We start from the raw sequence: 25,934 nt of genomic DNA on the forward strand, positions 1-25,934 counted from the left end.
GGCTGGTCGGAAAATGTCAGCGCCCTGTGTATTCGGGGGCAGGGGCGCTGGCAAACCGGAAAGCGGTGCCCGCGCGGCACCAGATGTGATCACCGGAACCCGCCGTTTCGCGCTACGTTGATCCTCGGACCCCGAGGACGCGCCCGTGACAAAACCCGAGCAACGCTACAGCACGCCCCCGCAGCGGCGCGCGGTCGACGACATCGCGCGCTCCCTGCGCAAGATCGAACGCTTCCTGCTGGGCATCTTCCTGATGGCGGTGTTCACCGCCACCTACTTCGCCAAGGACGTGCTGCTGCCCATTGTGCTGGGCGTGCTGATCGCGCTGACGCTGTCGCCGGTGGTGCGCTGGCTCTATCGCCGGGGGGTGCCGCGTCCCATTTCGGCGGTGGTGCTGGTGACCAGCATAGCCGTCACCTCGACCCTCGGCGTCTACGCCATGAGCGGCCCGCTCACCCGCGTGGTGCGCGAGGCGCCGACCGTGGGGGCGCGGCTGGAAACGAAGCTGCGCTCGGTCATGGCCTCGGTCGAGCAGGTGCAGGAGGCCAGCGAACAGGTCGAGAAGATCACCGAAGGGGACGGCGAGCCGGGCGTGCAGCAGGTCCAGGTGCGCGAATCGAGCGGCCTTCTGCGTGCGGCCGTGGGCAGCGTCGCCAGCGCGGGCACGGCGTTGTTCGTCGCGATGATCCTGTCGATGTTCCTGCTCGCGGCCTCGGACGCGATCCAGCGGCGGATCATCAACGCGCTCACCACGCTGCACGAAAAGAAGCAGGCGCTGACCATCGTGCGCGACATCGAACGCCAGATCTCGCGATATCTGGGAGCGATCACCCTGATCAACGCGGGGCTGGGCCTGTGCATCGGGTTGGCGATGCATCTTCTGAACATGCCGCTGGCCTGGCTCTGGGGCGTGGCGGCGTTCCTGCTGAACTTCCTGCCGTTCCTGGGCGCGATGGTGGGCGTCGCGGCCTCCGCCATCGTGGCCATCCTGACCTACGACTCGCTGGGCTACGCGCTGGTGGTGCCGCTAGTCTACTTCGCGCTGACCGCGTTCGAGGGGCAGTTCGTCACGCCGATGCTGGTGGGCCGGCGGCTCGAGTTGAACGTCGTGGCGGTGTTCCTGACGGTGATGTTCTGGGCCTGGCTCTGGGGTGTGCCGGGGGCGCTGATGGCGGTGCCGTTCCTCGTCCTGCTCAAGGTCGTCTGCGACCACGTTCCGGCGCTGCGGGTGCTGGGCAGTTTCCTCAGCGACGGCAGCGCGGTCGATCCCCCTGCGGTGGCGCAGGGGGAGGCGAATTGACATCCGCGCCGCCCGCGCCGACACCTGTTCGCGTTGAAACGGACGCGAGGAGGACCGGATGAATTACGTTCCAGCCGAAGACCGCTACGAGCGGATGGTCTATCGCCGCTGCGGAAATTCCGGTCTCAAGCTGCCGGCCGTGTCTCTGGGCCTGTGGCACAACTTCGGCCACGACTTCGCTCACCAGACCAAGCGCGACATCTGCCGCACGGCCTTCGACCACGGCATCACGCATTTCGACCTCGCCAACAATTACGGCCCCCCGCCGGGCTCGGCCGAGGAAGCCTTCGGCGAGATCCTGGCGACGGATTTCCGCGGCTACCGGGACGAACTGATCATCTCGTCGAAGGCGGGCTACAACATGTGGCCCGGCCCCTACGGCGAGTGGGGCAGCCGCAAGTACCTGATCGCCTCGTGCGACGCTTCGCTCAAGCGCATGGGCGTGGATTACGTCGACATCTTCTACTCGCACCGGTTCGACCCGGACACGCCGCTCGAGGAGACGATGGGCGCGCTCGACCAGATCGTGCGCTCGGGCAAGGCGCTCTACGCCGGCATCTCGTCCTACAACTCCCAGCGTACGCGCGAGGCGGTGGCGATCCTCGAAGACCTCGGCACGCCCTGCCTCATCCACCAGCCGTCCTACAACATCCTCAACCGCTGGGTGGAACGCGACGGGCTGAAGGACACGCTGAAGGAGCTCGGCGTCGGCTCCATCGCCTTCACGCCGCTGGCGCAGGGGATGCTGACGAAGAAATACCTCGGCGGCATTCCCGAGAGCAGCCGCGCGGCGCAGGGCAAGTCGCTGTCCGAGGGATGGATCACCGACGCCGCCATCGAAAGCATCCGCAAGCTCAACGCCATCGCCGAGCGGCGGGACCAGACGCTGGCGCAGATGGCGATTGCCTGGGTCCTCAGGGGCGAGGGCATCACCACCGCGCTCATCGGCGCCTCCAGGCCTGAACAGGTGAGCGACTGCGCCGGAGCGGTCGGCAACCTCGTGTTTACCCGGGACGAGCTCGCCGAGATCGACGCCGTCGCGCAGGAAGAGGACATCAACCTCTGGGCGCGCTCGTCCGAGGGCGTCTGAGCCCTGCGCATCCTCTTGCCCGAAATACTCCCGCCGGAGGCCCCGATTTTTGGTCGAAAAATCGGGGCGCGCCACGGGCGCGCGCGATCCTTCGTCGAAGGATCGTTTCGCCCGCGGCATGCGGCGCACGCCAGGCCGGCCGATGGGTGACCGCGGTCCCGGATGGCCCGTGGCGCGGCCCGGGCAGGCGGTGGGCCTGCTGGGCGGGTCGTTCGACCCGGCCCATGGCGGACACGTCCACCTGACGCGCGAGGCGGTCAAGCGCTTCGGGCTCGACCGGGTCTGGTGGCTGGTGTCGCCCGGCAACCCGCTCAAGCGCGAGGGGCCGGCGCCGCTGGCGCGTCGGCTTGCGCAGGCGCGGGCGGTGATGGATCACCCGAAGGTGACCGTCACCGATCTGGAGGCGCGGCTGGGCACGCGCTACACCGCCGAGACCCTGCGCAGGCTGAATGACGCCTATCCCGGCGTGCGCTTCGTCTGGCTGATGGGGGCGGACAACCTGGCCACGCTGCACCGGTGGGACAACTGGCGATGGATCATGCGGAACGTCCCGGTGGGGGTGCTGGCGCGGCCGGGGCAGGGGCTCGCGGCGCGCATGTCGCCCGCCGCCTCGGCGTTCCGCCACGCGCGGCTGTCCCCGCGGCGGTCGCACCTTCTTCCACGGACGCCCACGCCGGCCTGGTGTTTCGTGAACATGCCGATGCGCGGGGAAAGCTCCACGGCGATCCGCGCCCGCGGCGGATGGACACGCTAGGGTTGCCCCGCATGGGGCGGCGGGCACAATGAAGCGGATCGGCGAAGGAGACGGCGCATGACACTGACGCGGCGCGCGATGATGGCGGGGCTCCTGGCGGGGGCGGCGCAGCCGGTTCTGGCGAACGCGCCGGCGACCTCACCCAGGCCGCTGGCCCGCGACCCCGAGCTGCGCAAGGCGCTGATCCCCTCGGCCGGCGACCTCGTGGACGCGGCGAACCTGGGCGGCCGGGTCAGCTTCGCCGTCGCAGACGCGGGCACGGGCGAGATCCTGGAGTCCCGCGCGCCGCTTCTGCCGCAGCCGCCGGCGAGCACGGCGAAGGCGCTGACGACGCTGTACGGGCTGGACGCGCTGGGCCCTGACTTCCGCTTCGCGACCCGGCTGGTGGCGACCGGGCCTCTGGTCGACGGCCGGCTCGAGGGTGACCTGATCCTCGCGGGCGGCGGCGACCCCACGCTCGACACCGACGCGCTGGGCGACATGGCCGCCGCGCTGAAGGAGGCGGGGCTGCGCGAGATCACCGGCACATTCCGTATCTGGACCGGCGCGCTGCCCGAGGTGCGCGAGGTCGACGCCGAGCAGCCGGACCACGTCGCCTACAACCCGTCGATCAGCGGGCTCAACCTGAACTTCAACCGCGTCTACTTCGGGTGGGAGCGGACGAAGGACACCTACGAGGTGTCGATCGAGGCGCGCGACGCCCGCTTCCGCCCCGGCGTGAGCGTGGCGCAGATGGAAGTCGTGGACCGCCGCACACCCGTCTACACCTATACCGACACGGGCGACGCCGACGCCTGGACCGTCGCGCGCGGCGCGCTGGGCGGCGGCGGCGCGCGCTGGCTGCCGGTGCGTCGCCCGGCGCTTTATGCGGCCGAGGTGTTCCGCACCCTCGCGCGCTCACACGGCATCCAGCTGGGGCAGGAAACCGGCCGGGCGCAGTCGGACGAGGGCGAGGTGCTGGTCGAGCACCTGAGTGCGCCGCTCTCCGACATCCTGCGCGACATGATGGAGTACTCCACCAACCTCACGGCCGAAATCGTGGGCCTGACCGCCTCGCGCCGCCGGATGGGCGAGGTGCCGACGCTCGCCGCCTCGGCCGGGCACATGAGCGGCTGGCTGGGCGAGACGATGCTGGCGCGCTCGGCCGCGTTCGAGGATCACTCCGGCCTCGGCGACGATTCCCGCATCAGCGCCGCCGACATGGTGAAGGCGATGGTGAAGGCCGGCCCCGACAGCCGCCTGCGCGACCTGATGAAGCCGTTTCCGGTTGAGGCGATGCCGGGCGTCGAGGTCGCGGCCAAGACCGGCACGCTGAACTTCGTCTCGGCGCTTACGGGTTTCGAGACGGCGCCGAACGGGCGCGAACTGGCCTTCGCCATCTTCTGCGCCGACGTGCCCCGGCGCGACGCGCTCGCGCCGTCGCAGCGCGAACGGCCCGAGGGCGGGCGGTACTGGATCGGCCGGTCGCGCAATCTTCAGCGGGCGCTGCTGGCGCGGTGGGGCGGTCTTTACGGCGCCTGAGGGATATTCGGCGGCGCACCCAGATTAGAACGCTTCTAAAACTTGACAGGGCGCCGGCCGCTCCGCATATGAGTGTCCAGACAGGAGGCGCGCATGTTCATCCAGACCGAATCCACGCCGAATCCGGCGACCCTGAAGTTCCTGCCCGGCCAGACCGTGCTCGAGGCCGGCACCGCTGACTTCCCCAGCGCCGAGACGGCCGGGAAATCGCCGCTCGCGTCGCGGCTTTTCGCGATCGACGGTGTCACCGGCGTGTTCTTCGGCAACGACTTCGTCACCGTGACCAAGGCCGAGCCGGTCGAATGGGACCACGTGAAGCCTGCCATCCTGGGCGCGATCATGGAGCACTTCCAGTCCGGCGCACCGATCATGGAAGGCGAGGCGGCCGAGAGCGGCCATGCCGCGCATGACGGCCCGGATGCCGAGATCGTGGGCCAGATCAAGGAACTGCTCGACACTCGCGTGCGCCCGGCCGTGGCGCAGGACGGCGGCGACATTACCTTCCACGGTTTCGACCGCGGCGTGGTCTACCTGCACATGCAGGGTGCCTGCGCGGGCTGCCCGTCGTCGACGCTGACCCTGAAGATGGGCATCGAGAACCTGCTGCGCCACTACATCCCGGAAGTGGTCGAGGTGCGTCCCGTCGCCGTCTGATGACGTCTCCGACCATCCTTGCATTCGACACGTCGGCCGCGCATTGCGCGGCCGCGCTGCGTTCGGACGGTTCGCTGCTCGACGTGCGGGAAGAGTCCATGGCGCGCGGACAGGCCGAGCGGCTGATGCCGCTGCTCGAGGAGGTGCTGGCCGGGCAGGGGCTTGGCTGGCGTGACCTCGACGCCATCGCCGTCGGCGTCGGGCCGGGTAACTTCACCGGCATCCGCATCTCTGTCGCCGCCGCGCGCGGACTGGCGCTGTCGCTGGGCGTGCCGGCGGTCGGTGTCTCGAATTTCGAGGTCTGGGCAGCCGACGCGCCCTGCCTCATCTGCCTGGACGCCCCGCGCGAGCAGGCGTTCGTCCAGATGTTCGAAGCGGACGGGAGCCGCGGTGCGCCGCGCCTGCTTCAGCCGGACGCGCCGGTGGACGACCTGAGGCGGGACGGCCTGCGGCTTGTCGGGCCGGCCGCGCCGCGGCTGGCCGAGCGGCTGAAGGGTGAACCTGTCGAAGCGGAACCGCCGGTGCTGCCCGCCCGCATCGCCGAGATCGCGGCGCGGAAGCTGGCGGACGGAGCCGAGAGCGGGCGCCCCGCGCCGCTCTATGTGCGTCCCGCCGACGCCGCGCCGCCGCGTGACCCGGCGCCGCTGATCCTGCCATGACACCAGCAGAGCTGGCCGCGCTGCACGCTGTGGCAATGCGGATTCCGCGACCGTGGAGCGCGACCGAGTTCGCGGACCTCCTGACTCTGCCCGGCGTCTTCCTCGTCACCGTCCCGCACGGCTTCGCCCTCGGGCGCGCCGTGGCCGGAGAGGCCGAGTTGCTGACACTTGCCGTCGATCCCGCCCACCGGCGCAAGGGACTGGGCGCGCGGGCGCTCGCGGCGTTCGAGGCCGAGGCCCGCGCCCGCGATGCCGTCGAGGCGCACCTGGAAGTCGCCGCCGACAACGCCGCCGCGCGGGCGCTTTATGCTCGTGCCGGGTGGGCGGAAACGGGCTGCCGACCGCGCTACTACCGGGTGACCGAGGGCGGCGCGGTGGACGCGGTACTGATGCACCGTCACCTCGGCGCCGGGTGACCGCACGTCACACGCTCAATTCACGGGCATGTGCCGCCGCGTGCACCACGCGGGCGGGAAAAACCTGTTGACCCCCTCCCGGGGCTGCGGCCTTATCTGCCAATGATCTGAAGCGGATCTACGCGTTTCACGGGCGGGCGGCGCGTCCCGCGCCCCCCGCTCCAAGGCTGATAAACCCTGGGAGACCCGAATGACCCTGATGCACAAATTCCTCGGCGCGGCCGCGACCGTGGCGCTCAGCGCCGGTGTCGCGATGGCCGAGCCGGGCCTGATCATCGACCTCGGCGGCAAGTTCGACAAGTCGTTCAACGAAAGCGCCTATACCGGTGCGCAGCGCTGGGTCGAAGAGACCGGCGGCGACTACATGGAGACCGAGCTTCAGTCCGAGGCGCAGCGCGAGCAGACCATGCGCCGCATGGCCGAGCGTGGTGCGAACCCGGTGGTCGTCCTGGGCTTCGCCAACGCCTCGACGCTCGAGAAGGTCGCGCCCGATTATCCCGAGACGAACTTCACCATCGTGGACTCGGTCGTCGATCAGCCGAACGTGCAGTCGATCGTGTTCTCGGAGCATGAGGGCTCGTATCTCGTCGGCATGCTGGCCGGCATGGCGTCTGACACGGGCACCGTCAGCTTCGTCGGCGGCATGGACGTCCCGCTGATCCGGAAGTTCGCCTGTGGCTACGTGCAGGGCGTCAAGGCGGTCGATCCCGAGATCGAGGTCATTCAGAACATGACCGGCACCACCCCGTCGGCCTGGAACGACCCGGTGAAGGGCGGTGAGCTGACCCGCGCCCAGATCAGCCAGGGCTCCGACGTGGTGTATGCCGCAGCCGGAGGCACCGGCGTTGGCGTGCTCCAGACCGCGGCGGACGAGGGCATCTATTCCATCGGCGTGGACAGCAACCAGAACTACCTGCACCCGGGCTCGGTCCTGACCTCGATGGTCAAGCGTGTGGACAACGCCGTTTACGACGCGTTCCAGTCGGCCGCCGAAGGCAAATTCGAAACCGGTGTGCAGGTGCTCGACCTCGAGTCCGAGGGCGTGGCCTATGCCGTGGACGAGCATAACGAGGCGCTGATTACCGACGAGATGAGCGCCGCCGTCGAAGAGGCCAAGCAGAAGATCATCTCGGGCGAGATCGAGGTGCACGACTACACCGCCACCGACAGCTGCCCGGTCGAGTGATCGATCGGGCCGGCCGGGCGCGGCGCATGCGGGGAACGATCCCGGACCGCCCCCGAATGGCATGGCACCGGCCCGGAGCGGGGGCGCAGCCGCCCGCTCCGGGCCTCTTTCATCCGCGATGGGACGCAGCGGCCCCCTTGACGCGGACGGCCCGCCGGGGCCAAACGGACCACGCCCCGTCGCCGTTCGCGACGCGTGCGCCGCGCGGGGCCCGTCATCCTTCTGACCCGAACGCCAGAGAACGGGTCGCGCGACCGATCGGATTCAGCTCATGAACCAAGCGACCGCCCCCGCGATCGAGCTCAAAGGCATCTCGAAGGCGTTCGGCCCCGTCCAGGCGAACAAGGACATCTCGATCCGCGTCATGCCGGGCACGATCCACGGCATCATCGGCGAGAACGGCGCCGGCAAGTCGACGCTGATGTCGATCCTCTATGGCTTCTACAAGGCCGACAGCGGCGAGATCTTCATCCACGGCAACCGCACGCCGATCCCCGACAGCCAGGCGGCCATCGCCGCCGGCATCGGCATGGTGTTCCAGCACTTCAAGCTGGTCGAGAACTTCACCGTGCTGGAAAACGTCGTGCTGGGGGCCGAGGAGGGTGGCCGCCTGACGCCGTCGCTGTCGAAGGCGAGAAAGTTGCTCAAGCAACTTTCCGAGGAATACGAGCTTCACGTGGATCCTGACGCGCTGATCCAGGACCTTGGCGTCGGGATGCAGCAGCGGGTCGAGATCCTCAAGGCGCTCTACCGGCAGGCCGACATCCTGATCCTCGACGAGCCGACGGGCGTTCTGACTCCGGCCGAGGCGGACCACCTGTTCCGCATCCTCGAAGGGCTCAAGCGCGAAGGCAAGACGATCGTGCTGATCACGCACAAGCTGCGCGAGATCATGGAGATCACCGACACCGTCAGCGTCATGCGGCGTGGCGAGATGACCGCGACGGTCAAGACGGCCGAAACCAGCCCCGAGCAGCTTGCCGAGCTGATGGTCGGCCGCAAGGTCCTGCTGCGCGTCGACAAGGAACCGGCCCAGCCCGGGCGCGTGGTACTCGAGGTCGAGAACCTGCGCGTGATCGACGGCAAGGGCGTCGAGCGCGTGCGCGGCATCGACCTGCAGGTGCGGGCCGGCGAGATCCTGGGCGTCGCGGGCGTGGCCGGCAACGGCCAGTCCGAGCTTCTGGAGGTGCTGGGCGGCATGCGCACCGGCACCGGCACGATCCGCGTGAACGGCCAGGAGATCGACCTGACCGGCAAGCACTCCGACGCGCGCACCCGGCGCAAGCGCGGCATCGCGCACGTGCCCGAGGACCGGCAGCGCGAGGGCCTGATCATGGATTACTACGCGTGGGAGAATGTCGGCTTCGGCTATCACGACGACCCCGAGTACAACCGGGGCTGGCTGATGAACAACGACGCCCTGCGCGATGACGCCCGCCGCAAGATCGAGAAGTTCGACGTCCGGCCCGCCGATTGCTGGCTGACGGCCAAGAACTTCTCGGGCGGGAACCAGCAGAAGATCGTCATCGCCCGCGAGCTCGAGCGGAACCCCGACCTTCTGCTTGTAGGCCAGCCCACGCGGGGCGTGGATATCGGCGCGATCGAGTTCATCCACCAGCAGATCGTGGCCCTGCGCGACGCGGGGAAGGCGGTGCTGCTGGTCAGCGTCGAGCTGGACGAGATCATGTCGCTGTCCGACCGCATCGCGGTGATGTTCGACGGCCGCATCATGGGCGAGCGCCTGCCGTCCGAAACCGACGAGCGCGAGCTGGGCCTGCTGATGGCCGGCATCTCGGACACCGAAAAGCCGCATGACGCCGCCGAGGTCGAACAGAACCTCGCCCACGCCCGTGGAAAGGTGATGTGATGGAAAAGATGCCGAAATGGGCCGACGTCGCCCTGATCCCTCTGATCAACCTCGTCCTGGCGCTGGTCGTGTCGGGCATCGTCGTGACGCTGATCGGCGAGGACCCGTTCGAGGCGATGGCGATCATGGTGCGCGGCGCCGTGGGCTCGACCTATGGCTGGGGCTACACGCTGTTTTACGCCACCAACTTCATCTTCACCGGCCTCGCCGTGGCGGTGGCATTTCATGCCAAGCTGTTCAACATCGGCGGCGAGGGGCAGGCGCAGATCGGCTCGCTCGGCGTGGCGCTGGTCTGCCTGGCCATCCCGTGGCCGCACTGGATCCTCGCGCTGCCCGTGGCCGTCATCGGCGGCGCGCTGTTCGGCGCGGCCTGGGCGGCCATTCCCGCCTATCTCCAGGCGCGTCGCGGCAGCCACATCGTGATCACCACGATCATGTTCAACTTCATCGCCTCGGCATTGCTGGTCTATCTGCTGGTCGAGACGCTGAAGGCCCCCGGCATGGCGCCCGAGACCGAGCGCTTCCCGCCCGGCACATTCCTGCCCAACGCGCGGGACATCTTCGCCGCCGTTGGGATCGAGTTCGGGCGCTCGCCGCTCAACATCGCGTTCCTGCTGGGCCTTCTGGCCTGCTGGCTGGTGTGGCTGCTGATGTGGCGCACGAAGCTGGGCTACGAGATCCGCGCCTTCGGCCATTCCGAGTCCGCCGCCGTCTATGCCGGCATCTCGCCCTTCCGCATCGTGATGCTCGCGATGCTGATCTCGGGCGCGCTCGCGGGGCTGATGGCGGTCAACGCGGTGATGGGCGAACAGCAGCGCCTGTTGCAGGACAACGTGCTGGGCGCGGGCTTTGTCGGCATTGCCGTGGCGCTGATGGGCCGATCGCACCCGGTGGGCGTCCTGCTGGCGGCCATCCTGTTCGGTGCGCTCTACCAGGGCGGGGCCGAGCTTGAGTTCGAAACCAGCGTCCCGCGCGAGATGATCGTGGTGATTCAGGCGCTCGTCATCCTGTTCACCGGCGCACTCGACAACATGGTGCGCGACCCGGTCAAGCGGATGTTCCTGCGTTATGGCAAGCGCGACCCGCAGCCCGGCACCACCCCGGCGGAGTGAGCACATGGACTTCCTGACGATCATCCAGATCCTCGACTCGACGATCCGCCTGGCGACGCCGCTGCTGCTGGCCTGCCTCGCGGGCCTGTTCTCCGAACGCTCGGGCATCATCGACATCGGGCTCGAGGGCAAGATGCTGGTCTCGGCCTTCTTCTCGGCCGCCGTGGCGGCGATGACCGGGTCGGTCTGGATCGGCCTGTGCGCGGGCATCGTGTCGGCGGTCCTGTTCTCGCTGATCCACGGGCTGGCCTCGATCACGTTCAAGGGCGACCAGCTCATTTCCGGCGTGGCAATCAACTTCCTTGCCTCGGGCATGACGGTGCTGATCGCGCAGGACTGGTTCAGCCAAGGCGGCCGCACGCCATCGCTGTCGGGCGACGCGCGCTTCGACTCTCTGGATTGGCCGGGCGCCGTGGCGATGCGTGACGCCTTCCGCGCCGAACGGGCCGGGGACGGCGATCCGACGGGGCTGAGCGCGATCTATTGGGACATGATCTCGGGCCACACGATCCTTGTCTACGTGGCGCTCTTGGCGGTGCCGGTGTCGTGGTACGTGCTGTTCCGCACCCGCTTCGGCCTGCGCCTGCGCGCGGTGGGCGAAAACCCGGCAGCCGTGGACACGGCCGGCGTGTCCGTTGTCCGGCTGCGCTATGCCTCGATCCTGATCGCGGGCCTGCTGACCGGCCTCGCGGGCGCATACCTTTCCACCGGGCTGGCCGCCGGGTTCGTGAAGGACATGACGGCGGGGCGGGGCTTCATCGCGCTGGCTGCGCTGATCTTCGCAAAGTGGCGGCCGTGGTACGCGCTGTGGGCGTGCCTGCTGTTCGGCCTGCTCGAGGCGGTCGGCAACCGGTACCAGAACATCGAGCTTGTGGGCTTCGAACTGCCTGTGCAGTTCATGCAGGCCCTGCCTTACATCCTGACGGTGGTGATCCTGGCCGGCTTCGTCGGCCGCGCGATCCCGCCCCGTGCCGGAGGAAAGCCCTATGTCAAGGAACGCTGAGGACCTCGCCGCCTTCATCCGCGACCGGGCAGGAGCCGAGCCGCCGCTCTATGGTCTGATCCTGGGGTCGGGACTGGGCGCGCTGGCCGAGCAGGTCGAGGGCGTGGCCATCGACTATGGCCAGCTTCCTGGGTTTCCGGGCACCGGCGTCTCGGGACATAACGCCAAGCTGGTGGTGGGCGAACTCGAAGGCGTGCGCGTCGCCGTCTTCGGCGGCCGTTCGCATTACTACGAACACGGCAGGCCGTACGCGATGCGCCTGCCGCTCGAGGTGCTCAAGGCGCTGGGGGCCGAGGCGCTGATCGCCACCAACGCGGCCGGCAGCCTGCGCCCCGAGATGCCGACCGGCAGCCTGATGATGTTGAACGACCACATCAACTTCTCGGGCCTCAACCCGCTGATCGGCGAGCCGACGGACGCCCGCTTCGTCCCGATGATGGACGCCTATGACCCGGCGCTGCGCGCGCGGCTGGCCGAGGCGGCGCAGGCCGAGGGGGTCGATCTGCCCGAGGGCGTCTATGCCTGGTATTCCGGTCCCTCCTTCGAGACCCCGGCCGAGATCCGCGCCATCCGCACCCTTGGCGCGGACGCCGTGGGGATGTCGACCGTGCCCGAAGTCATTCTGGCGCGGTTCCTGGGCCTGAAGGCCGCCGCGATCTCGACCATCACCAACATGGCCGCCGGCATGAGCGACGAGGCGATCAGCCACGAGCATACCAAGGCCATGGCGCCGCTCGGCGCGGCGAAGCTGGAGAAAGTGCTGCGGCGGTTCCTGCGCGGCGCGTGAGGAGCGGACAGGGCGCGGCCCCGGTCTCCCGCTGTCACCCCCGCGCAAGCGGGGGCCTCTTTCCGCTTCGCACCGATCTTGGCGCTGACGTTGAAAGGTTCCCGCTTCCGCGGGAATGACGACGTTGCGCTTGCATGAGGCGTGACTGCCTCAGGTTGGCGCCCGCTCCAAGGCGTGGCCGGCCGCTGGCCCGGACTGACCAGCGATAAGCTCCGGTGTTCCCCCACGCCATGCCCGGACCCGCGCGACGCGGCCTCTTCCGCTCGGGCTGGAAATTTCGGCCAAACGGTGCTTTCTAGGACATGCGCCCAATGCCGGACCGCCCGATGCAAGTCTATTTGCCCATTGCCGAAGTTTCGGTGAACATCTTCCTTCTGCTGGGCCTGGGCGGCATCGTCGGGATCCTGTCGGGTATGTTCGGCGTTGGCGGCGGGTTCATCCTCACGCCCCTGCTGTTCTTCATCGGCATCCCGCCCGCAGTCGCCGTGGCCACGCAGGCCAACCAGATCGTCGCCTCGTCGTTCTCGGGCGTGCTGGCCCACCTGAAACGAAAGACGGTGGACCTCAGAATGGGCACGGTGCTGCTGATCGGCGGGCTCGTCGGCTCGGCCATCGGCGTGCGCGTCTTTGCCCTTCTGCGCGAGCTGGGACAGGTCGATCTGCTGGTGCAGCTCAGCTACGTGCTGTTTCTGGGCACCATCGGGCTGCTGATGTTCATCGAAAGCCTGAACGCCATCCGCAAGGCCAAGAAGTCCGGCGGACGCACGCAGCGGCGCAAGCACTACTGGGTGCACAACCTGCCGCTCAAGATGAAGTTCAGGACCTCGGGGCTCTATATCTCGGTGATCCCGCCGCTTCTCGTGGGTCTGTTCGTCGGCGTGCTTGCCGCGATCATGGGCGTGGGCGGCGGCTTCGTGATGCTGCCGGCGATGATCTATCTACTGGGGATGCCGACCAAGGTCGTGGTGGGCACGTCACTGTTCCAAATCATCTTCGTCACGGCTTTCACGACGCTTTTGCACGCGACGACGAACTACACCGTCGACATGATGCTGGCGCTGCTCTTGCTGATCGGCGGAGTGGTCGGCGCGCAGGTCGGCGCGCAAATCGGGCTGCTGCTGAAGGCCGAGCAGTTGCGCATCCTGCTGGCGATCATGGTATTGGCCGTCTGCGGCAAGATCGCGCTCGACCTGCTGATCGAGCCGAACGAGCTTTACTCGCTCGGGACGGAGGGCGCCTGATGCTGCGGCTCGCCCTGCTGCTGGCCTGCCTCGCGCTGCCCGTGCGGGCCGAGGAGGTCGTGGCCGGCCTGAGCCAGAGTCGCATCTCGATCACCGCGAACTTCGACGGCTCCGAGATACTGGTCTTCGGCGCGGTGAAGCGGCAAGAGCCGATCATCGAGGAGCCGCCGCTCGAGGTTGTGATCACGGTCTCGGGGCCGAGCCGCCCGGTGACGGTGCGCCGCAAATCGCGCACGGCGCTGATCTGGGTAAACACCGAATTCGTGGAAGTGGACGCCGCGCCCAGCTTCTACGCCGTGGCCACCAGCGGGCCGATCGAAGAGGTGCTGCGCCACACCGACGACCTGCGCCACGCCATCACCGTTCCGCGGGCCATCCGCGCCGTCGGCGCGCAGGTCGAGGATCCGACCCGCTTTACCGAGGCGCTGATCCGCATCAGGTCGGGGCAGGGGCTTTACCAGTTCAACGAAGGCACCGTGGACGTGACCGAGCAGACGCTGTTCGACACCTCGGTCGTGCTGCCGGCGAACCTGGTCGAGGGAAACTACGACGTCCGCATCTTCCTGACGCGCGAAGGGCACGTGGTCAGCGATTATTCGACCGCGATCTTTGTGCAGAAGGTCGGGCTGGAGCGCTTTCTGTTCGTGCTGGCCCACGAGCGGCCCCTGGCCTACGGCATCCTGTCGCTCGTCATCGCCATCGCGGCGGGGTGGGGCGCGTCGGCGGCGTTCCGGTACCTGCGGACCTGAGCCTCACGCTTCGGGCGTGTCGGACTCCAGCTTCAGCGGCGCGGGCTTGGCGCGCAGGTCCTCTGTCGAAAGCGGCTCGGTCGGGCGGGCCAGTCGGTTGCGGACCACCCAGATCAGCTTTTCCTCGGCGCGGGTGATGGCGACATAAGCGAGCCGCTTCCACAGCGGCACTCCCGCCTCCATCCGCCCCACGCGCGCCGCGGCATAAAGGTCGGGCGCGAAGACCTGCACCACCGGCCATTGCGAGCCCTGCGCCTTGTGAATCGTCACCGCCGCCCCGTGCAGGAAGGCCGCGCCCATGTTGGCCGCGAAGGGGATGAACGGCTCTTCCTCGTCCGGCATCTCGATCTTCACGATCGAGGCGGCGCTGAATTGCGGGTCTTCGGCTCCAATGACGTGCAGGCGCGAGAAGCCCTGCCGCTTGCCGGGGCCCAGCCAGATCACCTGCGCCCCCTTGATCAGCCCGCGCTGTTCCAGGTCGATGCGCTTCTTGCGGTGCTTCAGCGGCAGCTCGATCCCGTCGCAGATCAGTGGCTCGCCCGGCAGCAGCGCGTCGGTTGGCGCGCCATATGCATTGCGGAAGGCGTGGATCAGCCGGATGCGGGTCGCGTTGCGCCAGACCAGCACCGGCGAGCGCGCCATCAGGTCGGATTCGACCCGCTGGCCCAGAACCACCCGGTCGTCCTTGCGCGCCGCGTCCTCGACCATCCGCTCAAACCCCTCGAAGGTCAGGTTCTCGTCGGCGAGCGCGTGGGCGAGGTCGAGGATCGGGTTGTCACGCTCCTGCCGGTGGATGCGGTTGAGCACCAGCTTGCCCTCGTCCGGCAGCGTGTCGAACACCATCGTCCCCGACTGGTTCACGGGGGCAAGCTGCGCCGGATCGCCGAAGAGCAGGAGGGTAGGAAAGATCTCCTGCAGATCCTCGAGCTGGCGCTTGTCGAGCATCGAGCTTTCGTCGACGAACCCGATGTCGAGCGGGTCGTCCCGCCGCTTCCAGCCCGTGATGAAGTCCGACCCGCGCAGCCCCGCCGCCGCCAGCGCCCCGGGAATCGAGGCGTGCGTCTGGAAGAAGGCGTGCGCGCGGTTCAGCGCCTCGTCGCTCATCCCCTCGATGGTCGGACGGTCCTCGTTGCCGGCCAGCCACTCGGCGATCTTCTCGTATTCCGGGTCGTAGACCGGAGTGTAGAGGATGCGGTGGATCGTCGTCGCGGGCACCTTGCGGTTGCGCAGGACGCTGGCGGCCTTGTTCGTGGGGGCCAGGATGGCAAGGGTGCGCCGCTCGTGCTTCTTGCGCGCTTCGTAGTCGCCGCCCACGACCTCGACCCCCGCCTCGACCAGCGACTGGTAGAGGCGGGACAGAAGCATCGTCTTGCCCGACCCGGCCTTGCCGATGACGGCAAGCGTCTGGCTTTTCGACGCCTGCATCGGGCGCAGCGCCTCGTTGTCGAGGTCGATGCCCGCGCCGCGCAGGGCCTCGGTCACGCGGTCGAAGGCTTCCGCCTGGTCTTCTGAGAACTGGAGCTGGGGCACCGACATGGCGCGGACCCTAGCCCGACCGGCGCACGCCCGCCAGCCTTGCCGCGCGGTCGTCATGCGGCAAGAGCAAGCGGCCCCTCCCCGAAGGCCCGGTGGTACCAGTGCGCCGCGAGGTCCGGCGCGATCCCGGCCCGGCGGGCGAGCGGCGCGCGCAGTTCGGGCTCGAACGCCCAGAGCCCGGCACAGATGCGGTCGCGGCCCTCGCCGGTGCTGCCCAGAGGGGCGGGCGGCCAGCCGAGGCGGCGATAGACCTTGATCATGCGCTCGTCGAACACGCCGACCGCGTGGCTCAGCCCCAACCGCAGGCCGGCCTCGAGCCCGCCCAGCATCAGCGCCGCCGACACGTGGCCCGGCGCACACGGGGCAAGGCAGAAGCGCGTGCATTCCCAGATATGGGGGCTGCGGATCATTGGCACATCTACCAGGTGCGGGAAATGTTCGGCCAACATCGTGCGGCCGGTGGTGGGCATGTAGCGCAAAGAGCCGCCGTGCCGCCCGTCGGGCCGCTGCCACACTACGTAAAGCGGGTTGAGCGCGTCGTACTGATCGCGCTCGTGCCCGGCCGCGTCCGTCGTCACGTCCCAGTGAAGCCGCGCCCGGAATTGCGCGGCGCGGTCGCGGAACATGCTGTCGCGCAGCAGGGGATAGCGGTCGAGCGCGTCGCCGAAAATGTAGCGGATCATGGAAGTCCTCCGTTTTCGTCGGAGGCTTATGCCCGCAAAAGCGTTAACGCCGCGCAGCCATACCGTACGGTCAGAGCAGCAGAAGGCCTTGGTTCATCGCCATGGCAACGGCGTGGACGGTGTTGTTGGCGCCCAGCTTGAAACGGGCGCTTTCGATGTAGACTCGCAGCGTATGCTCGGAAATCGTCAGCGTCTCGGCTGCCTGCGACCGGTTTCGTCCGGCGGCCAGCAGGGTCAGCGCGTCTATCTCGCGCGGAGACAGGCGGCAGGACGGCACCTTGTCGCTGCCCCGCTCGATGGTTAGCGCGCGCTGGTTGATGTGGTGTCCCAGCAGGATGAGGTCGGGCAGGTGGCTCTCCGTCAGCCTCTGCCACTCTTCCGCCGGGCACCGGTGATTGACGCTGAAAAGCGCGAACTGCCCAGCCGGCCCGCGGATGGGGAGCGAGAAACCCTGGCGGCCCAAGCCGGCGTCGAGCGCTTCCGCCTTGAAGGCGCGGGCGGTTCGATTCGACCAGTCGAGCTTGCTCCAGTCGACGGGGCGGAATCGTCGCTGGGCTTCCAGAACGACCGGATCGATGCGGGCGTAATCCTCGGCCACGTAGCGTGCCACCCAGTCGGCGGAATAGGTGAGCGCGGCGTATTGCCCGCCGGTGCCGTTGACCGCGTGATAGACGAGGTGCTCGACCTCAAGGATGTCGCGCAGCCGGTGGATGAATCCGCTCAGCTCATCCAGCGACTCCGTCGCCTCGAGCGCCTCGATGGCAGCCTGGGTTTTGCGCTGCATCCGCGGGTCGTCCTCCGGGTTTCGGCGCCAGTTCCCGCGCCGCGGCAAGGACGGCTTCGTCCAACTGCGACGCGAGGGCAGGCATCCCGTTGTCCCGTGCAAAGCCATGCAGGTCCGCCAGAACGTCGAGGATCCATTCGTCTGCCATGATCGAGCCTCGTACCCATTGGTTAACGATCCGTTACTCAAATATAGCGAATTGAAAGTGTCGCCGGTATTCGCGCATTCGTCCTCCCCATAAATAGCGAGGGCGAAGCGGCCGTGGCTCGGCCGCGACGCGGAAATGCCGGCGGCCGCCGGTCGGGCGGCGCCGGCTGAAGCGCTTTCGCGGCGCGGTGGCTCAGATGGCTTCGAGCGTGTCCCCGAACGTGCGCAGGCCGGTGCGGGGGGCCTGCACGAGCACCGCCATGTTGCCCGGCTTGTGCTGGTTGCGCAGCATCTTCATGTGCGCCGCCGGGATCTGGTCCCAGCCGAAGACCTCGGACATGCAGGGGTCGAGCCGCCGTTCGATCATCAGCTTGTTGGCCGCCGCCGCCTGCTTGAGGTGCGCGAAGTGCGATCCCTGGATGCGCTTCTGGTGCATCCAGACATAGCGCGCGTCCATCGTCAGGTTATAGCCGGTGGTCCCGGCGCAGATCACGACCATGCCGCCTTTCTTGACCACGAAGGTCGACACAGGGAACGTCGCCTCGCCGGGATGCTCGAACACCATGTCGACGTTCACGCCCTTGCCGGTGATGTCCCAGATGGCCTTGCCGAACTTGCGGACCTCGGTGAACCAATCCTTGTACTCCGGCGTGTTCACCTTGGGTAGCGGCCCCCAGCAGTCGAAGTCCTTGCGATTGATGACGCCCTTGGCGCCGAGCGACATCACGAACTCGCGCTTGTCCTCCTCCGAGATCACGCCGATGGCGTTGGCACCCGCGGTGTTGATGAGCTGGATTGCATAGGACCCGAGCCCCCCCGACGCGCCCCAGACCAGCACGTTCTGCCCGGGCTTGAGCTCGTGCGGGTGGTGTCCGAACAGCATTCGATAGGCGGTGGCCAGCGTCAGCGTATAGCAGGCGCTTTCCTCCCACGTCAGGTGCTTGGGGCGCGGCATGAGCTGCTGCGCCTGCACGCAGGTGAACTGCGCGAACGAACCGTCGGGCGTCTCGTATCCCCAGATGCGCTGGGAGGGAGAGAACATCGGGTCGCCGCCGTTGCATTCTTCGTCGTCACCGTTGTCCTGGTTGCAGTGGATCACGACCTCGTCGCCGACCTTCCATCGCGTGACCTTGTCGCCCACCGCCCAGACGATTCCCGACGCGTCGGAGCCGGCGATGTGGTACTCGGCCTCGTGCACGTCGAATGGGCTGATCGGCACGCCCAGACCGGCCCAGACGCCGTTATAGTTCACGCCGGCGGCCATCACGAGCACGAGCACTTCGTGGCTGTCCGGTTTCTGCACGTCCACGACTTCCAGCTGCATCGACGTGTCCGGCTCTCCGTGGCGCTCGCGCCGAATTGCCCAGGCGTGCATCTGCGCCGGCACGTGACCCAACGGGGGCATCTCGCCCACGGCGTAAAGATCCTTCTTCGGCGCGTCATAGGTCAGCGGGCCGGTGTTGGTGTCCAGAGCCATTTCAGCCATCTCCCTCGCCTCAAGATGCCGCGGCGCAGAATCGCCGCGCTCTCTACCGGATAGGATCGGCAGGGTAATTTAGCAACCTTAAATATGGCATCTGTGAAATATTATGACTCTGCCGTTGCAGCCGGCTCGGAGGCGATGCGCCGGGGCCGGATCAGGTGCTCGACCGAAGCGGCGTAGTACTCCACGACCGCCTCCTGCCCCGGCCGGATCGTGATGCCGTCCGGGCCGTCCACGAGGATGTGGCGCAGTTTCAGCATTCGTAGCGCGCCCTCCAGGTCCTCCGGACGGGTCACACCCGGCGGCAGGAGCGTCCGCGCCCGCGCCAGCAGGTCCTCGGCCATGACGGGCGTTCCGGTCTCGGCCAGGGCGGCGGCCATAAGGGGGACCGGCGTCACTGGCACCTGCGCCGCGATGCGCGCCATCAGCATGTCGGCGACGGTGGTGGGGCCGGCCTGCGGTGTCTCGTCCCGGATCGCCTTCATCGACAGCGGTGCGCCGAAGGACACGGCCGCGACGCCGAAGCGGCGGGCCTGACCGGTCACCCGCCGCCAGAGCCAGCGGGCGGCGAAGCGCGCGCCGGTCAGGAACGAGCCCCGGAACCGTCGATCGCCGCTGCGCGCGGCCGCGACGAGCACGCGATCCTCGATGACGCGGTCGTAGTTCAGCGCCACGGGCACGAAGACCACGTCGCGCGCGCGCGGATCGAACCCGGCCACGATATAGCTCAGAAGGCCCATGCGCGGCGGCGCCACGCGGCCGTCGACCGAAAGCCCACCTTCGGGGAAGATCGCCTGGGTCACGCCCGCCGATGTGGAAAGCTGAACGTAGCGCGCCAGCACCCGGCGATAGAGCGCGTTGCGCGACTTCCGGCGGATAAAATACGCCCCCATCGCCCGGATCAGACGGCTGAGCGGCCAGACCCGTGCCCATTCGCCGACCGCATAGGACAAGGCCGACCGCTCGGCCGCCAGGTAGGTGACGAGCACGTAATCCATGTTGCTGCGGTGGTTGATGACGAAGACCACCGTCGCATCGTGATCGATGGCGGCCAGCGCCGCTTCGTCCACAGTCTCGAGCCGCACGTCGTAAAGCCGGGTCGAGAGCCAGCGCGCGGCGCGGATGGCGAACCCGAAATAGGCCGAGGCCGAGAAGGAGGGCACGATTTCGCGCGCGTAGCGGCGCGCCTCTTCAAAGGCCACGTCCTCGCGCAGGCCCGTCTCGCGCGTGTGCATCGCCACCGCCTCGGCCACCTTCGGATCATAGATCAGGCGCTGGATCATGTCGTGGCGGCGGGCCAGCTTGAATGGCTGGATCGGCCGTTCGAGCCGCTTGTTCAGCTCGGCCACCACACGCTCCATCCGCCGGCGAAGGAACCAGCGCACGGTCGGGCCAAGCACGCGGTCCAGCGCCGCAATTCCTGCGAAAAGCAGGATGAGCACCAGAAGCCAGATCGGGATGTCCACGGTTGCCGTCATGCCCGGCAAAGTGGCAGATCGCGCGACCGGGCGGAAGATTTCACGACACGCCGGGCGAAAGCTAAGGTCATTTCGCAGACGCAGCATCTTTACGAGCATTATTATTCTGTATAGTTGGTGAAATTTGAAATAATACATCAAGCGCGCGAGGTGCCGATGTCGGACCGAGACAAGCCGTGGCTGTTTAGAACCTATGCGGGCCATTCGACGGCGGCCGCGTCGAACGCGCTTTACCGCAGTAATCTTGCGCGCGGGCAGACGGGGCTGTCCGTGGCCTTCGACCTGCCGACGCAGACGGGCTATGACAGCGATCATCCGCTGGCGCGGGGCGAGGTTGGCAAGGTGGGCGTTCCGGTGGGGCACCTTGGCGACATGCGGGCGCTGTTCGACGGGATCCCGCTCGACCAGATGAACACGTCGATGACGATCAACGCGACCGCGCCCTGGCTGCTGGCGCTCTACATAGCCGTGGCCGGGGAGCAGGGTGCCGACATCGCCGCCCTGCAGGGCACGGTGCAAAACGACATCATCAAGGAATACCTGTCGCGTGGCACGCATATCTGCCCGCCCGCGCCGTCGCTGCGGATGATCACCGACGTCGCCGCCTTCACGCGCGCGCATCTGCCGAAATGGAACCCGATGAATGTCTGTTCCTATCATCTGCAGGAGGCGGGGGCGACGCCGGAACAGGAACTCGCCTTCGCGCTCGCGACCGCCACCACGGTTCTCGATGATCTGCGCGGCAAGGTCGCGGCCGATGATTTTCCGAAGATGGTCGGCCGCATCTCTTTCTTCGTGAACGCAGGGATCCGGTTCATCACCGAGATGTGCAAGATGCGCGCCTTCGTAGAGCTTTGGGACGAGATTTGCCGCGAACGCTATGGCGTCGAGGATGAGAGATACCGACGCTTCCGGTACGGCGTTCAGGTCAATTCCCTTGGCCTGACCGAGCAGCAACCCGAGAACAACATCCACCGCATCCTTCTGGAAATGCTGGCGGTGACGCTTTCCCGGAACGCGCGTGCACGGGCCGTTCAATTGCCGGCCTGGAACGAGGCGCTTGGCCTTCCGCGTCCTTGGGATCAGCAGTGGTCGCTGCGCATGCAACAGATCCTGGCGTACGAGACGGACCTTCTGGAATACGAGGACCTGTTCGACGGGAACCCGGCGGTGGCGAAAAAGGTCGCCGCGTTGAAGGATGCCGCCCGTGCGGAAGTCGCCCAGATCGAGGCGATGGGCGGCGCCGTTTCGGCCATCGAATACATGAAGGCGCGGCTGGTCGAAGCAAATGCGGAACGCATTTCGCGGATCGAGCGCGGCGCGCAGACGGTTGTCGGGGTGAACCGATGGAGGGACGGAGAGCCGTCACCCCTGACCTCAGGACCCGAGGCGGTGATGCAGGCGGACCCGGCGGCGGAGGCGGACCAAATCGCCCGCCTAGATGTTTGGCGCCGGGAGCGGGACGAGGCAGCGGTGCGCCGGGCGCTGGACGCGCTGAGGGTCGCGGCGGTCAATGGCGACAACATCATGCCGCCGTCCGTCGAAGCCGCGAAAGCCGGCGCGACAACCGGGGAATGGGGCGACGTGGTGCGGACGGCTTTCGGAGAATACCGTGCGCCCACCGGTGTCTCTCCGGCGCCGTCGAACCGGGTTGAGGGGCTGGACGATCTGCGGGCCGAGGTGGATGCGGTCGCGGCGCGACTGGGCCGCGTGCCGCGCCTTCTGATCGGAAAGCCGGGGTTGGACGGCCATTCCAATGGGGCGGAACAAATCGCGGCGCGGGCGCGCGATTGCGGCATGGCCATATGCTATCGCGGCATTCGGATGACCCCGGAAGAAATCGTCGGCGCAGCCGTCGAGGAAGAGGTCGATGTTATCGGGCTTTCGGTGCTTTCGGGAAGCCACGTGTCGCTGGTGGAAGAGACGCTTGACCGGCTTGACGCGGCGGGTGCGGGCCACATTCCGGTGCTTGTCGGCGGCATCATTCCCGAGGCCGATGCGCGGCGACTGCGCGAACGCGGAATTGCGGGAGTCTATACGCCGAAAGACTATCTTCTTGATGCGATCATGCGGGACATTCTGCGGCTGTGCGACCGCGAGGCTGCTGCCGCGGAATGAAAGTACTCCATTCGTCGTTTCAGGGGTTTTAACGAAAGTATATATGCGGCCAAAATTTTTATTTTCCTATTGCCATTTCTCGAATTAGCATAGATGTAGCGCGACGCAGATTCTATCTGCGCAAAAACACTATGCGGAGATACAGGAATGGAAATCGAACAGGTCGACCTCGACAAGCTTTCGCGCAAGGAGCTGGAAAAGCTGCGAAGCGATGTCGAGAAGGCGCTCAAGACGCTCGAGACGCGCCGGAAGGCCGAAGCGCGCCGCGCAGCCGAGGAAATGGCTCGCGAGCACGGCTTCGCGCTCGAGGAACTGGTGAACGGCACCAAGGGCAAATCGCGGGTGAAGAACGCGCCGAAGTACCGCAATCCCGAGGATCCGAACCAGACGTGGACCGGCCGTGGCCGCCAGCCGGGCTGGATCAAGGACGCGCTGAAGCAGGGCCGCTCGATCGAAGAATTCGAGATCTGAGCGCCGGCGCATGACGGTTCATATCGGGGCGCGGCCCGGCGACATCGCCGAGACCGTGCTCCTTCCCGGCGATCCCCTGCGCGCGCGGTGGGCCGCCGAAACCTTCCTCGACCAGCCGCGGCTCGTGAACGAGGTGCGCGGCATGCTCGGCTTCACCGGCACCTGGAACGGACGGCCCGTCACAATCCACGGCAGCGGGATGGGCATGCCGTCGCTGTCGATCTACGCGAACGAGTTGATCCGTGACTTCGGCGCGAAGACACTGGTGCGTATCGGGTCGGCCGGGGCCATGCAGCGCCACGTGGGTCTGCGCGACGTGGTCCTCGCGATGACCGCTTCCTCGGTCTCGACTCCGTCCCGCAGCCTCTTCCGTGAGCTGAATTACGCGCCTGCGGCGGACTGGGGGCTGCTCGCGGCAGCACATGCCGCGGCCGGGGCGGAGGGCGTGCGCACGCATGTGGGTGGCATCTATTCGTCCGATACGTTCTATGACGCGCGCGAGGATCTGAACGAACTGCTCATGCGACACGGAGCGCTGGCGGTCGAGATGGAAACGGCAGAGCTTTATGCGGTTGCGGCCCGGTACGGATGCCGTGCTCTGGCCGTGCTTACGATCTCGGATCACCTCCTGACCGGAGAGGAAATGCCCGCCTCGGAACGTGAGCGCAGCTTTGGCGATATGGTGCAAATCGCCCTCGCCGCGGCTTTCGCCAGCAGTCCCGCCCTTGACGGACGTATGTCGCAAGACAAGTAAGAGGGGAGCGGCGCGGCCAATTCCGGACGCGTGCGAACGTAAAGGAGTGTGTTATGACGACCAAGATGAAGCTTGCACTGATGGCTCCCGTGGCGCTTTTCCTCGCCGGCTGCGAAACGATGGGCGACGATATGGGCTACGACAGCGAAGGCGTTATCTTCGAAGAGTCGGTCGAAGCACCGACCGACGGGTTCGAAAACGAGATCGAGGCCGATTGATCGGCCGGTCTGCCACGGCCCGGTCGGGCCGTTTCAGATTCCGTGCGCGCCCCCGTACGCATTTCGCGTCGGGGGCGTCCATCTTTCAAGCACCCCCGCATGTGGTGCGAACACCTGGACCTTCAGCGGATGGCAGCGTGCCGCGTCGCTTGAATGTTCGTCGCCGCAATCGCCGCCCGGACAGGCGCTGAGCGCCCCGATCAGGTCGATCTCGGCAAAGAATTCTATGTAATCGCCGGGCCTCACGGGCGACGCCTTCATGAAATACTGCCCGGTGTCGCGGGTGAAACCGGTGCACATGAAGACATTGAGCACGTCGTGAACATGCGCCTCGGCTTCGTGCAGCGGCAGGTCCTTTTCCTGGGCCAAGGCGCGCGTCAGGTTCGAGTGGCAGCAATAGTGGTAGTCGCCGCCCGACAGCAGCCGCCCGGTATAGGGGTCGCAGCGCGTCCCGATCACGTCGTGCACGCCGCCGCCGTAGCCGTCGATGCCGTACCAGTCGAGCGTGTCTTCGATGACGGTGGCCATCGGCCTCAGATACGGAAAGCACGACCAGAGCCGGTCGCCGGTCGACACGTGCGTGCCGTGCAGCGCCCGCGTCTTGCCCGAATAGAACCGCTCGGAAAAATCGGACTCCGACCAGAGGTTCAGGTCGCCCACCTGCGAGCCTTCGGTGCAGGAGATGCGGAAGAACTGCCCGGCTTCGACGTGAAAGCAACGGGCGTCGCGTGGGGGCACGTCGACGGCGTGGATTGGTTTGGCCTCCCCGCGCGCGGCTTGATAAAGTGCCAGGTCCGGTTTCGGCAGCGTCTCGGTCGGGTAGCAGATCACCGGCGGGACGGCGCGGCGGTCTTCGGCGTCGGTTGGGGCGGCGTGTTTTGGCATCATGCGGGCACTATCGCCGGGCGGCCGGGGGAAGGAAAGCCGCTCACTCCCCGGCGTCGCGCAGGCAGCGCTTGGGCGGGGCGTCCCCCTCCTTCCAGGTCTCCGCGCCGCAATAGGCGCAGTGGAAGTATCGCTCGCCGTCGCGGTCGAAGGACCGCCGCTCGCGCCAGCGGCAGTTCCGCGTCCCGCGTGGGGCGAAGACCAGCAGGAGCACGAAGGCAACCAGAAGCCCGACAACGATGATCATTCCAGTTCCTCCTGCAAGGGCATGTGCCGCGCAACCTATACGCCACTTGCGCAATGGCCAGCGGGTGGCGCGTCACAGCGCTTTCCAAGCCTGCCCTTGCGTCGTTATGCTGCGCCGCAGCGGGGGTGAGGACACATGGGACACGTACTGACACTGGCTCAGCAGAAAGGCGGCGCGGGCAAGACAACGCTGGCGGTCAACCTCGCCTGTGCGGCGCGGGAGGCCGGGCTTTCCGTGGCCCTGCTCGACACCGACCCGCAGGGGAGCCTGGGCCGCTGGTTCATGGCGCGCCGGGAACGGCTGGAAGCGCCGGGCTTCGACTTCGCCACGGCCAGCGCGTGGGGCGTGTCGTATGAGTGCGAGAAGCTGCGCAAGGTGCACGACCTTGTCGTGGTCGACACACCGCCCAAGGTCGACGCCGACCTGCGGCCGGCTTTGCGTGAGGCGTCGCTGGTGCTGGTGCCGGTGGCGGTGTCGCACCTGGATCTCTGGGCGGTTGAAAGTGTGCTGGACCTGACCCGGCGCGAGGGGCGGCCGGCACGGATCGTGCTGAATCGGGCAGCGCCCCGGGCGCGTCTGACGGATCGGGTCGAGCGGGCTGTCGCGGAGCTGGACGCGGGCCGGGCAAACACCATCGTGCGCAACCGCGTCATCTATGCCGAGGCACTGGGCGACGGGTCGAGCGCGCTGGAGCGCAAACGCACAGGGCCCGCGGCTGACGAAGTGCGGGCGCTCTGGTCTGAATTGTCGGGAGAGTTCGGCGGATGACCCTCCGCCGTAGGGAAGGGCGC

At 67.5% G+C, this 25,934-nt stretch carries 26 protein-coding genes; 19 read left to right on the forward strand and 7 right to left on the reverse strand.

Translation table 11 applies throughout. The annotated features are described in order from the left end of the window. The first annotated feature begins 145 nt into the window (after nt 1-145). The 14 genes from BM162_RS08700 to BM162_RS08765 all read left to right on the forward strand — a co-directional run bounded on the left by BM162_RS08700 (nt 146) and on the right by BM162_RS08765 (nt 14,339). Complete coding sequence (locus BM162_RS08700) at nt 146-1,300, forward strand: AI-2E family transporter (protein ID WP_245759211.1); 1,155 nt, start codon at nt 146-148, stop codon at nt 1,298-1,300. Nucleotides 1,301-1,358: 58 nt separating this feature from the next. Then, nucleotides 1,359-2,390, forward strand: coding sequence for an L-glyceraldehyde 3-phosphate reductase (gene mgrA, locus BM162_RS08705; RefSeq protein WP_093420496.1), 1,032 nt, complete (start codon nt 1,359-1,361; stop codon nt 2,388-2,390). 142 nt (nt 2,391-2,532) lie between these two features. Continuing rightward, on the forward strand, nt 2,533-3,144 hold the full coding sequence (locus BM162_RS08710; protein WP_093420641.1) for a nicotinate-nucleotide adenylyltransferase: 612 nt from the start codon (nt 2,533-2,535) through the stop codon (nt 3,142-3,144). A gap of 57 nt (nt 3,145-3,201) precedes the next feature. Further along, nucleotides 3,202-4,665 (forward strand): D-alanyl-D-alanine carboxypeptidase/D-alanyl-D-alanine endopeptidase, encoded by a 1,464-nt coding sequence (dacB, locus tag BM162_RS08715; RefSeq protein WP_093420498.1) that lies wholly within the window; start codon nt 3,202-3,204, stop codon nt 4,663-4,665. A 93-nt stretch (nt 4,666-4,758) separates the two neighbouring features. Continuing rightward, nucleotides 4,759-5,319 (forward strand): NifU family protein, encoded by a 561-nt coding sequence (locus tag BM162_RS08720; protein ID WP_093420501.1) that lies wholly within the window; start codon nt 4,759-4,761, stop codon nt 5,317-5,319. After that, nucleotides 5,316-5,978: a tRNA (adenosine(37)-N6)-threonylcarbamoyltransferase complex dimerization subunit type 1 TsaB gene (gene tsaB, locus BM162_RS08725; RefSeq protein WP_093420503.1), complete on the forward strand. Its 663-nt coding sequence runs from the start codon at nt 5,316-5,318 to the stop codon at nt 5,976-5,978. Before BM162_RS08720 ends, tsaB begins: the two co-directional genes overlap by 4 nt. Then, nucleotides 5,975-6,394 (forward strand): GNAT family N-acetyltransferase, encoded by a 420-nt coding sequence (locus BM162_RS08730; protein WP_093420506.1) that lies wholly within the window; start codon nt 5,975-5,977, stop codon nt 6,392-6,394. Before tsaB ends, BM162_RS08730 begins: the two co-directional genes overlap by 4 nt. A gap of 190 nt (nt 6,395-6,584) precedes the next feature. Further along, a complete protein-coding gene (locus tag BM162_RS08735) occupies nt 6,585-7,580 on the forward strand; it encodes a BMP family lipoprotein (RefSeq protein ID WP_093420508.1) in 996 nt (331 codons plus the stop codon). 271 nt (nt 7,581-7,851) lie between these two features. After that, nucleotides 7,852-9,447: an ABC transporter ATP-binding protein gene (locus tag BM162_RS08740; protein WP_093420510.1), complete on the forward strand. Its 1,596-nt coding sequence runs from the start codon at nt 7,852-7,854 to the stop codon at nt 9,445-9,447. Then, entirely contained in the window at nt 9,447-10,559 is a 1,113-nt protein-coding gene (locus BM162_RS08745) for an ABC transporter permease (RefSeq protein ID WP_093420513.1), read from the forward strand. The genes BM162_RS08740 and BM162_RS08745 overlap by 1 nt, the downstream gene beginning before the upstream one ends. 4 nt (nt 10,560-10,563) lie before the next feature. After that, the gene (locus BM162_RS08750) at nt 10,564-11,562 is read left to right on the forward strand and encodes an ABC transporter permease (protein WP_093420515.1); all 999 of its coding nucleotides are present in this window, start codon (nt 10,564-10,566) and stop codon (nt 11,560-11,562) included. Continuing rightward, the gene (locus BM162_RS08755) at nt 11,546-12,349 is read left to right on the forward strand and encodes a purine-nucleoside phosphorylase (RefSeq protein ID WP_093420518.1); all 804 of its coding nucleotides are present in this window, start codon (nt 11,546-11,548) and stop codon (nt 12,347-12,349) included. Before BM162_RS08750 ends, BM162_RS08755 begins: the two co-directional genes overlap by 17 nt. Before the next feature lie 326 nt (nt 12,350-12,675). After that, nucleotides 12,676-13,590, forward strand: coding sequence for a sulfite exporter TauE/SafE family protein (locus tag BM162_RS08760; RefSeq protein ID WP_093420520.1), 915 nt, complete (start codon nt 12,676-12,678; stop codon nt 13,588-13,590). Beyond that, nucleotides 13,590-14,339, forward strand: a complete 750-nt coding sequence (locus tag BM162_RS08765; RefSeq protein WP_093420523.1) for a TIGR02186 family protein — start codon at nt 13,590-13,592, stop codon at nt 14,337-14,339. The genes BM162_RS08760 and BM162_RS08765 overlap by 1 nt, the downstream gene beginning before the upstream one ends. Before the next feature lie 3 nt (nt 14,340-14,342). Here the strand turns inward: BM162_RS08765 and BM162_RS08770 are convergent, their stop codons facing one another. The 5 genes from BM162_RS08770 to BM162_RS08790 form a co-directional block, all read right to left on the reverse strand. Continuing rightward, nucleotides 14,343-15,875: an ATP-dependent DNA helicase gene (locus tag BM162_RS08770; protein WP_093420525.1), complete on the reverse strand. Its 1,533-nt coding sequence runs from the start codon at nt 15,873-15,875 to the stop codon at nt 14,343-14,345. Nucleotides 15,876-15,928: 53 nt separating this feature from the next. Further along, nucleotides 15,929-16,558: an acyl-homoserine-lactone synthase gene (locus BM162_RS08775; protein WP_093420527.1), complete on the reverse strand. Its 630-nt coding sequence runs from the start codon at nt 16,556-16,558 to the stop codon at nt 15,929-15,931. A gap of 70 nt (nt 16,559-16,628) precedes the next feature. Further along, nucleotides 16,629-17,342, reverse strand: a complete 714-nt coding sequence (locus BM162_RS08780) for a helix-turn-helix transcriptional regulator (protein WP_093420529.1) — start codon at nt 17,340-17,342, stop codon at nt 16,629-16,631. A gap of 340 nt (nt 17,343-17,682) precedes the next feature. Beyond that, nucleotides 17,683-18,966 (reverse strand): crotonyl-CoA carboxylase/reductase, encoded by a 1,284-nt coding sequence (gene ccrA / locus BM162_RS08785; RefSeq protein ID WP_093420531.1) that lies wholly within the window; start codon nt 18,964-18,966, stop codon nt 17,683-17,685. Between the two features lie 110 nt (nt 18,967-19,076). Then, nucleotides 19,077-20,438, reverse strand: coding sequence for a 1-acyl-sn-glycerol-3-phosphate acyltransferase (locus BM162_RS08790; RefSeq protein WP_439332826.1), 1,362 nt, complete (start codon nt 20,436-20,438; stop codon nt 19,077-19,079). 168 nt (nt 20,439-20,606) lie between these two features. On the opposite strand from BM162_RS08790, the gene BM162_RS08795 reads away from it, so the two are divergent. From BM162_RS08795 to BM162_RS22750, 4 genes are all read left to right on the forward strand, one after another. Continuing rightward, nucleotides 20,607-22,568 carry a protein meaA gene (locus tag BM162_RS08795; RefSeq protein WP_093420536.1) on the forward strand — a complete coding sequence of 654 codons (1,962 nt, stop codon included), beginning with the start codon at nt 20,607-20,609 and terminating at the stop codon, nt 22,566-22,568. A 147-nt stretch (nt 22,569-22,715) separates the two neighbouring features. Beyond that, a complete protein-coding gene (locus BM162_RS08800; RefSeq protein WP_093420538.1) occupies nt 22,716-23,039 on the forward strand; it encodes an H-NS histone family protein in 324 nt (107 codons plus the stop codon). A gap of 10 nt (nt 23,040-23,049) precedes the next feature. After that, entirely contained in the window at nt 23,050-23,793 is a 744-nt protein-coding gene (gene deoD / locus BM162_RS08805; protein WP_093420540.1) for a purine-nucleoside phosphorylase, read from the forward strand. A gap of 53 nt (nt 23,794-23,846) precedes the next feature. After that, complete coding sequence (locus BM162_RS22750) at nt 23,847-24,011, forward strand: hypothetical protein (RefSeq protein WP_177215105.1); 165 nt, start codon at nt 23,847-23,849, stop codon at nt 24,009-24,011. A 33-nt stretch (nt 24,012-24,044) separates the two neighbouring features. Here the strand turns inward: BM162_RS22750 and BM162_RS08810 are convergent, their stop codons facing one another. Next, complete coding sequence (locus BM162_RS08810) at nt 24,045-24,899, reverse strand: urea carboxylase-associated family protein (RefSeq protein ID WP_093420542.1); 855 nt, start codon at nt 24,897-24,899, stop codon at nt 24,045-24,047. A 40-nt stretch (nt 24,900-24,939) separates the two neighbouring features. Next, nucleotides 24,940-25,143, reverse strand: coding sequence for a hypothetical protein (locus tag BM162_RS08815; RefSeq protein WP_093420544.1), 204 nt, complete (start codon nt 25,141-25,143; stop codon nt 24,940-24,942). A gap of 135 nt (nt 25,144-25,278) precedes the next feature. Between BM162_RS08815 and parA the strand changes: the two genes are divergently transcribed. Continuing rightward, nucleotides 25,279-25,911, forward strand: a complete 633-nt coding sequence (gene parA / locus BM162_RS08820; RefSeq protein WP_093420546.1) for a ParA family partition ATPase — start codon at nt 25,279-25,281, stop codon at nt 25,909-25,911. The last annotated feature ends 23 nt before the right edge of the window (nt 25,912-25,934 follow it).

This window comes from Tranquillimonas alkanivorans, from assembly GCF_900115595.1.
Lineage (GTDB): Bacteria > Pseudomonadota > Alphaproteobacteria > Rhodobacterales > Rhodobacteraceae > Tranquillimonas > Tranquillimonas alkanivorans.

Bases quoted from the DNA above. Each gene is read 5' to 3' on its own strand.
- BM162_RS08765 (WP_093420523.1), top strand. From the start codon at position 13,590: ATGCTGCGGCTCGCCCTGCTGCTGGCCTGCCTCGCGCTGCCCGTGCGG.
- mgrA (WP_093420496.1), top strand. From the start codon at position 1,359: ATGAATTACGTTCCAGCCGAAGACCGCTACGAGCGGATGGTCTATCGC.
- parA (WP_093420546.1), top strand. From the start codon at position 25,279: ATGGGACACGTACTGACACTGGCTCAGCAGAAAGGCGGCGCGGGCAAG.
- BM162_RS08710 (WP_093420641.1), top strand. From the start codon at position 2,533: ATGGGTGACCGCGGTCCCGGATGGCCCGTGGCGCGGCCCGGGCAGGCG.
- BM162_RS08745 (WP_093420513.1), top strand. From the start codon at position 9,447: ATGGAAAAGATGCCGAAATGGGCCGACGTCGCCCTGATCCCTCTGATC.
- BM162_RS08760 (WP_093420520.1), top strand. From the start codon at position 12,676: ATGCAAGTCTATTTGCCCATTGCCGAAGTTTCGGTGAACATCTTCCTT.
- dacB (WP_093420498.1), top strand. From the start codon at position 3,202: ATGACACTGACGCGGCGCGCGATGATGGCGGGGCTCCTGGCGGGGGCG.
- BM162_RS08735 (WP_093420508.1), top strand. From the start codon at position 6,585: ATGACCCTGATGCACAAATTCCTCGGCGCGGCCGCGACCGTGGCGCTC.
- BM162_RS08780 (WP_093420529.1), bottom strand. From the start codon at position 17,342: ATGCAGCGCAAAACCCAGGCTGCCATCGAGGCGCTCGAGGCGACGGAG.
- BM162_RS08775 (WP_093420527.1), bottom strand. From the start codon at position 16,558: ATGATCCGCTACATTTTCGGCGACGCGCTCGACCGCTATCCCCTGCTG.
- BM162_RS08815 (WP_093420544.1), bottom strand. From the start codon at position 25,143: ATGATCATCGTTGTCGGGCTTCTGGTTGCCTTCGTGCTCCTGCTGGTC.
- BM162_RS08730 (WP_093420506.1), top strand. From the start codon at position 5,975: ATGACACCAGCAGAGCTGGCCGCGCTGCACGCTGTGGCAATGCGGATT.
- BM162_RS08720 (WP_093420501.1), top strand. From the start codon at position 4,759: ATGTTCATCCAGACCGAATCCACGCCGAATCCGGCGACCCTGAAGTTC.
- BM162_RS08770 (WP_093420525.1), bottom strand. From the start codon at position 15,875: ATGTCGGTGCCCCAGCTCCAGTTCTCAGAAGACCAGGCGGAAGCCTTC.
- BM162_RS08740 (WP_093420510.1), top strand. From the start codon at position 7,852: ATGAACCAAGCGACCGCCCCCGCGATCGAGCTCAAAGGCATCTCGAAG.
- deoD (WP_093420540.1), top strand. From the start codon at position 23,050: ATGACGGTTCATATCGGGGCGCGGCCCGGCGACATCGCCGAGACCGTG.
- BM162_RS08810 (WP_093420542.1), bottom strand. From the start codon at position 24,899: ATGATGCCAAAACACGCCGCCCCAACCGACGCCGAAGACCGCCGCGCC.
- BM162_RS22750 (WP_177215105.1), top strand. From the start codon at position 23,847: ATGACGACCAAGATGAAGCTTGCACTGATGGCTCCCGTGGCGCTTTTC.
- BM162_RS08795 (WP_093420536.1), top strand. From the start codon at position 20,607: ATGTCGGACCGAGACAAGCCGTGGCTGTTTAGAACCTATGCGGGCCAT.
- BM162_RS08800 (WP_093420538.1), top strand. From the start codon at position 22,716: ATGGAAATCGAACAGGTCGACCTCGACAAGCTTTCGCGCAAGGAGCTG.
- ccrA (WP_093420531.1), bottom strand. From the start codon at position 18,966: ATGGCTCTGGACACCAACACCGGCCCGCTGACCTATGACGCGCCGAAG.
- BM162_RS08750 (WP_093420515.1), top strand. From the start codon at position 10,564: ATGGACTTCCTGACGATCATCCAGATCCTCGACTCGACGATCCGCCTG.
- BM162_RS08755 (WP_093420518.1), top strand. From the start codon at position 11,546: ATGTCAAGGAACGCTGAGGACCTCGCCGCCTTCATCCGCGACCGGGCA.